The organism is Dorea sp. YH-dor226 (assembly GCF_039832105.1).
In the GTDB taxonomy this organism is placed as follows: Bacteria; Bacillota; Clostridia; order Lachnospirales; family Lachnospiraceae; genus Dorea_A.
Genome location: NZ_JBDOHS010000005.1, coordinates 1 through 9,538 on the forward strand (window position 1 = coordinate 1; position 9,538 = coordinate 9,538).

The window sequence follows — 9,538 nt, forward strand, 5'->3', positions numbered from 1 at the left end:
GGAAGTATCAAAGGTAAGGATCTGAGCCAGAGAAGAATCAATCTGCTGACAAATGGGTTCAGTATAATCAACCATTTGTTGAAACATGAGATCAAGGTGGTCAGCAAAGTCCAGTTTAAAGCGTGTAAACAAAGGTGGATCAGGGACTTTGGAAAAACCGCAGAAATCCCGAAGTTCTTTGCAGAGATTCAATAAGAGTATCAGCAGGGAAACCGTGGGGATAGAAAAGATTTTTTGCAGGATGAGAGCAGAAAGGAAACCGGTAAGCGGATAATCTCTTTTGCGACCAAGATGCTGATAAAAAGCGTTATAAAAAGTTTGAGGAATAAAAAGAGAAATATCAAAATGCTGCTCCAGAAGTTGAAAAAAGGAAGGAACATCATCCACAAACATGTCCTTGCAGTCTGAAAAAGTATCTTTAAGTGAAAGCTGATGATAATTATTAGCCATAAATTTTTTCTCCTCTCGTGTGTGGGATGTTTGTGTGGTTACTTATATTTTACCATGAGTGGAGAGAAAATTTATATATAAACAGCGAGAAAACCCAGTAAAATCAATGGGTTGCGGCATTTAACAAATGCCTAAGAAGGGAATAAAAAGGAGAGAAAAATGGAAGAGCAGTGTTTTGCATTGTTGATTGACGCAGATAATGTGTCAGCAAAGTATATCAAGCCGATACTGACAGAATTGTCAAAGTACGGGGTGATCACATATAAAAGAATCTATGGTGACTGGACCAGCACACAGCATTCCAGCTGGAAGGATGAGCTTCTGACCAACTCCATCATGCCGATCCAGCAGTTCAGCTATACGCAGGGTAAGAATTCCACAGATTCTGCAATGATCATAGATGCAATGGATATCCTGTATACGAATGATGTTGACGGATTCTGTATTGTATCCAGTGACAGTGATTTTACAAGACTTGTAAGCAGGTTAAGAGAAAGTGGAAAAATTGTGATTGGAATGGGTGAGAATAAGACACCGGAGCCATTTCGTAAAGCCTGTGATAAGTTTACGATCCTGGAAAATCTGTTATATGAGCAGAATCCGGGAACGTCCAAGGGTGAAGAGTCACGTGATAAGCTGAGTAAGGAAAAGATCGAAGATGCGATCATCAAGATGGTAATCGAGAATCAGGATAACAATAAGGCCACCGGGCTGGGTGAAGTGGGAAGCCGTCTGGTCAGTCTGTATCCGGATTTTGACGTACGAAGCTACGGTTATAACATGCTGTCAAAATTCCTGGAGGAATTCTCAAGAATTCAGTTAGTGAAACATGGCAATATTGTGTCTGTGGCTCTTCGGGAAGACCGTGATATGAAAGAAAGTATAGATGGTTATGTGATCGCTCTTCTGAAAAAGGCCGGGAAAACCGGAATCGAGCTTAGCATTCTGGGCAATAAAATATATGAAAAATTCAAAGAGTTCAAGATCAGCGATTATGGATATTCGCAGTTCAATAAATACGTGAAAAGTCTGGAACATGTAAAGGTGGAACAGGATGGTACCATCCTGAAGGCGGTATATAAGAAACAGGAAGATGCGCACAAGCCAAGACTCAGTCACAGAAGAGCCGGAGAAGAAAAGCAATAGAAGAAGGAAAGGATACATGATATGAAGAAGGGACAAATATATGAAGGCATCATTGATGTAGTGGAATTTCCGAATAAAGGAATCATATATCTTCCGGAGGAGGAGCGATGTGTCATCGTAAAGAATGGAATCCCCGGACAGAAAGTACGGTTTTCTGTCAATAAGATCCGGAAGGGAAAAGCAGAAGGGCACCTTCTGGAGGTGCTTGAGAAGTCACCGCTTGAAATAGACTCTGCGTGTCCGCACTTTGGTCAGTGCGGGGGCTGCACCTATCAGAACCTGCCCTATGAAGAGCAGCTGAAGATGAAAGAGGCTCAGGTAAAAGCCATGATGGACGAAGCCGTTGACGGAGACTACATCTGGGAAGGTGTCAGGCCGAGTCCGTTACAACAGGCATATCGCAATAAGATGGAATTCTCCTTTGGAGATGAATATAAAGATGGCCCGATGGCGCTGGGCATGCATAAGCGGGGAAGTTTTCATGATATCGTAAATGTATCTGACTGCCAGATTGTAGATGAAGACTACCGGAAAATCCTGGCATGTACCCTGGAATGCGCAAAAGAGTCCGGATATCCGTATTATCACCGGATGCGTCATACCGGATACTTCCGGCATCTGCTGGTGAGAAAAGCCGTCAAAACCGGTGAGATCCTGATTGATCTGGTGACGACGACAGAACAGGCAGTGGATGGCAGCAGTGCATTTGAACAGAACTGGAAAGATCAGCTGCTTGCTCTGAATCTGGACGGAACGATTGCCGGAATCCTGCATACACAGAATGACAGTGTGGCAGATGTGGTCAAAGATGAAGGAACAGTCACCCTGTACGGGCAGGGCTATTTCTATGAAGAACTGCTGGACCTGAAATTCAAGATCACGCCTTTTTCGTTCTTCCAGACCAATTCTCTGGGGGCAGAAGTCCTATATGAGACCGCAAGAGAATATATCGGTGAGACAAAGGATAAAGTTATCTTCGACCTGTACAGCGGAACAGGAACCATTGCACAGATTCTGGCGCCGGTTGCAAAGAAGGTCGTGGGAGTCGAAATCGTGGAAGAAGCTGTTGAAGCTGCAAAGGAAAATGCAAAACTCAATGGTCTTACGAACTGTACCTTCTGGGCGGGAGATGTGTTAAAGGTCATCGATGAACTGGGAGAAGTCCCGGATCTGATCATGCTGGATCCTCCGAGAGACGGAGTACACCCGAAGGCACTGGAGAAGATCACCAACTTTGGTGTGGATAAGATGGTGTATATCGCATGTAAGCCGACCAGCCTGGCGAGAGACCTGGAGATGCTGCAGGGAAGAGGGTACCGGGTGGAGAGGATCGCATGCGTGGATCTCTTTCCGAATACCGTGCATGTTGAGACGGTGTGCCTCTTGAGCAACCGAAAAGCAGACTCTCACATAAAGCTTTCTCTTGATATGGATGAGTATTACGATATCATGGATAAGGAAAAAGCTGAAAAGGAATAACTTCATAATATACCGAACTTAAGCGATAAGCTGCTGATGCGAAAGCATTGGTGGCTTATTTTTATGCACGTAAGGGAGGTGATGCCATTGAGCCAGATGAATTAGTTACAGAGTTACAGCCAATCAATGACAAATTATGAAAAGGAGAATTCAATTATGGCAAAGAAAAGAAGTATTAAGGTTATCAGCCAGATCGGGCACAACTATAAGGTAAGAGCTCATGTTGAGTTTGAGATTAAATACAATAAATCCATAAATCGGGAAATGAGAATTCTTGATGTGGATGACAATATATATGAGTTGTCAAAGAACATGGAGCAATATAAGGGATATCGTATTTCTGAAATAGATCCGATTACTAGTTCTGTCACTTTTACAAACGGAGAAGTGATTCGAAAGGGTGATGTGGTAGGGGATGTTTCTGAAAAGGATATGAGAAGAATTCAAATTCGAGAGACCATTATTTCTCATATGGAGAAAGAAGAAGAGTTATTTAACCGCGGCATTAAGACATTATCCTTGTTCTTCATTGATGAAGTTGCTAAGTGTCGTATGTATGATGATGACGGTGAAGAATTGCTTGGCGAGTATGGTAGGATGTTTGAGGAAGAATATCGCGATGTGGTAAACAACTATATTACAATATTTGATACGCCTTACCAAAGATATTTGAAAGCTATTGAAGTAGAGACAACTCACAAAGGTTATTTTAGTATTGACAAGAAAGGCCATGTTGTAAATAGTGATATCAAAAGAGGCTCTGATTTATCGGATACAAGCTTTGATAAAGCATATAGAGCAGAAAAACATATACAGGACTATGTATTTACTGATGGCACAGCTGAAAAGAGTGTGGAACGTAAATTCGCCGAGGAATTAGATGGTGCAAAAGAAGTATGTGTATATGCAAAATTGCCGAAAGGTTTTTCTATTCCAACACCTGTTGGTAATTATTCGCCTGATTGGGCGATTGCATTCTATGAAGGTACTGTTAAGCATATTTACTTCATAGCAGAAACTAAAGGTACCATGGAAAGTCTGGAACTAAGGCCAATAGAGAAAGCAAAGATTTCATGTGCAAGAAAACTGTTTAATGAGATTTCAACAGAGAATGTAGTTTATCATGATGTAGATAGCTACCAGAGCTTACTTAGCATTATGAATTCGATATAAAAGAGTTGCTTTTGAAGAATAACAGAAAGCTACATAATGATTAAAAAAAGGGGCTGTAACTCATGTTTTGGTGAATGACCCGACCAGAGGATATGGGATTTTTATCGAGAACATGTTAGACGCGGCGGAATAATGTCAAAAAACCTAACCTTTGGTTAATATTATTTTTAAAACCCACTGCATATAATAAATATGGTGGTTTTTGAATTATTTTTGCAAATCTTGAGATACCGGAAGAAACAAGAGAAAAGAAACGTTGATATGGAGGATATGAAAATTATGACAATTGAGCAATTGAAAAACGAACTGAATTCCATGAAGAACAAGATACTTATTATGAGAATAATAACTCACGGTCTTGTTATATTAGGTCTTATTGCGGTTCCTTTTAATTTCTTTATTTCGCTACTGTGTTGGATAATCGCACCGGCCTTTGGGATACCGTTAGGTCGGATAATCAAAAAAAGGAATAAAATCAGTAATCAGCTTGCCGATAATGTTATTGGCTGTGTACTTAGGGATGTGTTTGGCGATGATGTGGAATATGATCTGTCAGGCGAATTTAAGCCGGACAAAGAGGCCGCTCCGCTTTACTTTCAGGTCCCGAAGGGCAGGGTTTGGGAAACGAATGGCAGGTATAATATTAAGGCTGCCTATAACGGAGTGAACATTGAACTGGGCAACTATTATATTAATGAGATGGAAGAAAACCATCAATGGAATGAGTCGTCCTCCGGCTGTACGTTATTTAATGGCCCATGGCTTATATGCGATTGTGGCAGAAAGCCGGAATGCGTTGTATCTGTGTCAACGAAGAGCCACTATTTTTCCAATCAGCAAAGAATCGTAATAATAGATGACGAGCAATTTAGTAAACGTTTCTGGGTAAATGCGAAAGATCCGCGAGAGGCGTTCGCAATCCTCACGCTGCAGATGATGGAAACTATTTCTGCCGTCGCAGACAGGAGCAACGGTCGGGTCTACATATCTTTTATGCCGGACGGAAAAATGCACATTGGTGTAGATACACAGCACTGCCTTTTTAACGCCAGGAAATGCCGTGATGCGGAAGAGCTTCGTAAGAAATTTTCGGAAGAGTTGCGTCAGCTTACCGATATCATCGACATCCTGAACAAGTAGGATAAACAGCATAACTATTATAGTAAAGGGGCTGTAAAAAAAGTTCCTTAAAAGAAAAATAGCTCAGACCGTGAGGTTTGAGCTATTTTTTGGTATAATATATTTATGCTACTAAACAAAAATACCAAAGATAATTATACTTCACGTCAGCTTAAATTACCACTGGAAATCGAAATAATTATTGATGTTTCTGATCCAGTATATACTTTTTGTGAAATCATGGATCACATCGACCTATCAAGATATTTTGTAGAGAAGGACTACAAAACAGGTCGCCCAAGATGTGATGCACAGAAGTTACTTAAAGTTATACTCTTTGCTTTTATGGAAAATGGATTCTGCTCACTTCGTGAAATCGAAAAATTGTGTAGAACAGATATCCGCTACATGTATCTTCTTGATGACATGAAAGCACCATCTTTTGCTACTTTCGGCAACTTTATTCGTGATGAACTTACTACTACAATTGAACACATATTTAATGATGTTAATGCTTACATCTTTGAAGCAGATCATGTTGATTTAGACCACTATACATACATTGATGGCACTAAGATTGAAGCTAATGCCAACAAGTACACCTGGGTATGGAAGAAGTCCTGTATAAAAAACAGAGACAAAATGTTTGCTAACATCACGGAGCTTAAGCCTTACGCATCAGATATGGAATGTTTTGTACCGTTGATGGAAAAGTTTAATGCAATATATGGTCATTACCCTAAATATCCGGTTGCAGATGCCGGTTGTGGTTCATACAATAATTATCTTTACTGCGAAGAGCATGGTATGGAAAAGTATATGAAATTCACTATGTTTGAGAAGGAAACAAAAGACAGTAAATATCATAATAATCCTTATCGAATAGACAACTTTGACCATGATGAGAATGGAACCCTTATATGTCCAAACGGGAAAAGGTTCATTCACAAATGTGATAAACATGTCAAAGGCAATAAGTATGGCAGAACCGAAGAGATATATGAATGTGAGGACTGTACCGGATGTCCTTACAAAAATGAGTGTTGCAAGAAAGTCAACTTTCGCTGATATGATTTTTTAAACATGTCATTATAGAGCTAAAATCGCATCGATCCAATCACAATCCCACCTTTTTGTATTATTTCTTCTTTTATCTGGTACTAAATTTCTTTTATCACAGCGCAAACGTATGTTCTGCACAACGGCATTTCAGTTTTATGAACAAAAAATAACAGCGTAACAGTCAATCTGTACTCAATTTCTATTCAATGAGAATCTAAAAACTTTCCTGTAGAATGACCACAGAATAAAAAACAGGGAAGGAGAAGCTTGTGAAACAGAATGTAGAATTTGAACGGTGCATTGATTTTCTTGTGCGGATGATAGATAAATATGGCGAAGAGCTGCTCCGGGAACTGGAGGAAGATAAGGAAAACAATGGACAGGAGAAAACAGAAGAAAATGAAAAGAAAAAAGAAGCGGCAGCTTCCTGAGATGGAAATCGCAGGGCTGCCGTTTTATATGATTTTAATATAATTTATATCTGCAAATCTTTTCCCAATTTTCAGGGAATCCCATTTGTTTTAATAGTTGTGCCTGTGTTAAATGTGGGCACTGCTTAAGTACTCGCTTGATTAATTGGCTAAGAGAACGTTTAAAAGATTTAAAATCATCATTGTTGATGAGATATCTTAGTGAAAGAACTACAGCAAATAAATCGTGTTTACCAAGCGTATAACTCCCCTTTTTCAACGGAATAGAAAGCTTTTGGTGTAGGAGTGTATCAGGGATTGTATCTTGAGTTCGAAAATCATATAATCGTTCTCCATGAGCACATACATTCCGGCACTTTGCAATAATAGTGATAAATTGATGCAATTGTTTTTCTGTATAGCCTGGGAAATGTTTACTGACTTTTACTTGGACATCGTTTGGCATATATTGATAAAAGGCAGAAAGTTGTCCAAATGTAACAGCATTCATTGCAACCCAAAGTGGAACATTACCATATACCTTGGAATAATGGGAAATGTAATTATAATGGGAAGGTATCGAAATACAGTTTTGCATAGAATGAATCAGACGATTGACTGCTTTTTGGTTTTTCTTTGCAGAATTAAAACTTTCAGGGTTTAAATATTCTGCCTGATTATCACCAAATTTTTCACAGAAGTGATAGGAAATCAAAGATTTCAGATGCCGTTCTACATGAAGAATATACTTTAAAAATAAAGTCCGTAACTCTTCATCAAAATAATAAAATGCAACAATTTCTTCAAATGTAACACCATATAGGTATTTCCCGGAAGGTTTATGTTTAAACAGATTTTTGTATCCGCCAATCAAAGAATAGTAGCTGATATGTTCTAGCGTATGGATGGCAGTTGGAACATCTGAAATGGTTAATTGTTTTTCATTCTGCAATTTTTCAATTTGCTGATCGTATGTAAGAAATTTTTTCTCCATAATATATCACTCCTATATAATAAAAAAGGAGCCCACGCATGAGCTCCTCCGGCTACGGGCCCCTCGAGCATCCGTAGCACAACCACTAAAAATACTATACAGGATTGATTTCTGAAAGTCAATCTGTTTTTTAGTGGTAATATTAGTTTATTCATATAAGCGTTAAATATTCGGAAACAAATATTGAATATAGTTGGAACAAATTATATAATATGGTTGGGACAAAAGATGCGGAATAGTATTGTGAAGGAATAAGAATTGCAGGTGACAGAGGTGAACATAGAAGCATACGATGTGGATTCGTTGAGAAAGATGGTCAGGATACTTGAATATGAGAACAGATTATTAAAAGATAAATTGAAGAAAGCAAGTATTCCATATGATGAGGTAAATCCTTTCGAAGAAAAAATAGAAAATGCAGAAGAGTATGACCCGGATCAGGGGGAACGTATTGTGAATCCTTCGTTTATTTCAGAAGAGATGGCAATTCGTTTCTTTTCAATGTTTTGGGGAAGAGAAGATGTATATGCCAGACGAGGAAAGAACGGTGGTTATTTTCCCCAATGTGATAATCGTTGGAATGACAGGCTTTGCCCTAAGCAACGTAAAGAGAAGGTATTTTGTGATGAGTGTGAAAATACAAAATGGACAAGGCTGGATGTTAAAAAAATAATTGCTCAATGGTATCAGACCTTTAGTTGAGAGATCCCGCTCCGGGAAAGGGGCACATGTATGGATTTTCTTTAAAAAGGCAATACCGGCGGCAACGGCAAGAAATTTCGGATTTCTCTTATTGGATAAAGGTTCAACTTCCATTAATCTGAAATCGTTCCATTATTATGACAGAATGTATCCTTCACAGGATGTGACAAGCAGTATAGGTAATTTGATTGCATTACCGTTACAGGGACAGGCACTTAAGAATGGAAATAGTGCTTTTGTAGATGAAAATTGGAATGCATATTCTGATCAATGGGATATTCTATTTAATAAAACGGAGAAGCTGAGTATAGAAGATGTTGAACAATACATGGCAAAATGGCAGGGAGAATTAGCAGAAGCCAGAGGAATGCTTGCTAATATTGAAAAAAACGCCAGACCGAAACCATGGAAAAAGAAGTGCGAGTTTTCTAAAGCTGATGTTGTGGGCAAGCTGCATATGGTATTGGGTAATGGAGTTTATATTGATACTTTGAACCTTATGCCAAGAATACAAAATCAGATTCGTAGTCTGGCAGCATTTGATAATCCGGAATTTTATAAAAATAAAAGGCTTGGATATTCAAATTACTACAATTTTAGTGCTGTGTATTTAGGAAAAGATATAGATGGGTACATACAGGTCCCGAGGGGACTGAGAGAGAAATTAATAGAAGAATGTGAAAAGGCAGGGATTTCTGTTGATGTTTCTGATCAGAGAGAAACAGGACATCCAATCCGAGTATCTTTTAAGGGAGGTTTGCGAACGCAGCAGGTATAGTGGCTCAGTTGTCAAGACAAAAATCTAAGATTTTTATAATGAACTGATATGCTTGATAAGTTACAAGGAGCCGGGGGAGAATAGTTGGACACTCCCCTGATCCATATATGCTAAGCTACATATGGCAACAGCATTGCCGGATAGTAGCATTCATCTGGTGTTTGATAATCAAGAGCAGAATGGCGTCTCTCAAAATTGTAAGTGTGGATATATGCTCCGATCGCA

General features: G+C 39.1%; 10 protein-coding genes and 1 pseudogene. 9 read left to right on the top strand and 2 right to left on the bottom strand.

Annotated elements, in window-relative coordinates:
• Window positions 1-450 (bottom strand): transposase (locus ABE547_RS05660; protein ID WP_347377850.1); only part of this gene is annotated, 450 nt, incomplete at its 3' end.
• Window positions 451-609: 159 nt separating this feature from the next.
• Between ABE547_RS05660 and ABE547_RS05665 the strand changes: the two genes are divergently transcribed.
• The 7 genes and pseudogenes from ABE547_RS05665 (at window position 610) to ABE547_RS05695 (ending at window position 6,860) form a co-directional block, all read left to right on the top strand.
• A complete protein-coding gene (locus ABE547_RS05665) occupies window positions 610-1,596 on the top strand; it encodes an NYN domain-containing protein (RefSeq protein WP_347377851.1) in 987 nt (328 codons plus the stop codon).
• Window positions 1,597-1,617: 21 nt separating this feature from the next.
• On the top strand, window positions 1,618-3,075 hold the full coding sequence (rlmD, locus tag ABE547_RS05670; RefSeq protein ID WP_347377852.1) for a 23S rRNA (uracil(1939)-C(5))-methyltransferase RlmD: 1,458 nt from the start codon (window positions 1,618-1,620) through the stop codon (window positions 3,073-3,075).
• A 156-nt stretch (window positions 3,076-3,231) separates the two neighbouring features.
• Window positions 3,232-4,248, top strand: coding sequence for a hypothetical protein (locus tag ABE547_RS05675; RefSeq protein ID WP_347377853.1), 1,017 nt, complete (start codon window positions 3,232-3,234; stop codon window positions 4,246-4,248).
• A gap of 49 nt (window positions 4,249-4,297) precedes the next feature.
• Window positions 4,298-4,381, top strand: a pseudogene (locus ABE547_RS05680) (SpoIVB peptidase S55 domain-containing protein); the annotation flags it as partial.
• A gap of 146 nt (window positions 4,382-4,527) precedes the next feature.
• Window positions 4,528-5,388 (top strand): DUF3137 domain-containing protein, encoded by an 861-nt coding sequence (locus ABE547_RS05685; RefSeq protein WP_347377854.1) that lies wholly within the window; start codon window positions 4,528-4,530, stop codon window positions 5,386-5,388.
• Between the two features lie 105 nt (window positions 5,389-5,493).
• Entirely contained in the window at window positions 5,494-6,435 is a 942-nt protein-coding gene (locus ABE547_RS05690; RefSeq protein ID WP_347377855.1) for a transposase, read from the top strand.
• Window positions 6,436-6,698: 263 nt separating this feature from the next.
• Complete coding sequence (locus ABE547_RS05695; protein ID WP_347377856.1) at window positions 6,699-6,860, top strand: hypothetical protein; 162 nt, start codon at window positions 6,699-6,701, stop codon at window positions 6,858-6,860.
• A gap of 34 nt (window positions 6,861-6,894) precedes the next feature.
• On the opposite strand, the gene ABE547_RS05700 is transcribed toward ABE547_RS05695, so the two are convergent.
• Entirely contained in the window at window positions 6,895-7,833 is a 939-nt protein-coding gene (locus tag ABE547_RS05700) for an Abi family protein (protein WP_347377857.1), read from the bottom strand.
• 264 nt (window positions 7,834-8,097) lie between these two features.
• Here ABE547_RS05700 and ABE547_RS05705 point away from each other — a divergent pair, with 264 nt between their 5' ends.
• Both ABE547_RS05705 and ABE547_RS05710 read left to right on the top strand, forming a co-directional pair.
• A complete protein-coding gene (locus tag ABE547_RS05705) occupies window positions 8,098-8,535 on the top strand; it encodes a hypothetical protein (protein ID WP_347377858.1) in 438 nt (145 codons plus the stop codon).
• A 91-nt stretch (window positions 8,536-8,626) separates the two neighbouring features.
• On the top strand, window positions 8,627-9,313 hold the full coding sequence (locus ABE547_RS05710) for a hypothetical protein (RefSeq protein ID WP_347377859.1): 687 nt from the start codon (window positions 8,627-8,629) through the stop codon (window positions 9,311-9,313).
• Window positions 9,314-9,538: the final 225 nt, after the last annotated feature.

Excerpts from the sequence above, each read along its gene's own strand:
- rlmD (WP_347377852.1), top strand. The coding sequence starts at position 1,618 with ATGAAGAAGGGACAAATATATGAAGGCATCATTGATGTAGTGGAATTT.
- ABE547_RS05690 (WP_347377855.1), top strand. The coding sequence starts at position 5,494 with ATGCTACTAAACAAAAATACCAAAGATAATTATACTTCACGTCAGCTT.
- ABE547_RS05665 (WP_347377851.1), top strand. The coding sequence starts at position 610 with ATGGAAGAGCAGTGTTTTGCATTGTTGATTGACGCAGATAATGTGTCA.
- ABE547_RS05700 (WP_347377857.1), bottom strand. The coding sequence starts at position 7,833 with ATGGAGAAAAAATTTCTTACATACGATCAGCAAATTGAAAAATTGCAG.
- ABE547_RS05685 (WP_347377854.1), top strand. The coding sequence starts at position 4,528 with ATGACAATTGAGCAATTGAAAAACGAACTGAATTCCATGAAGAACAAG.
- ABE547_RS05675 (WP_347377853.1), top strand. The coding sequence starts at position 3,232 with ATGGCAAAGAAAAGAAGTATTAAGGTTATCAGCCAGATCGGGCACAAC.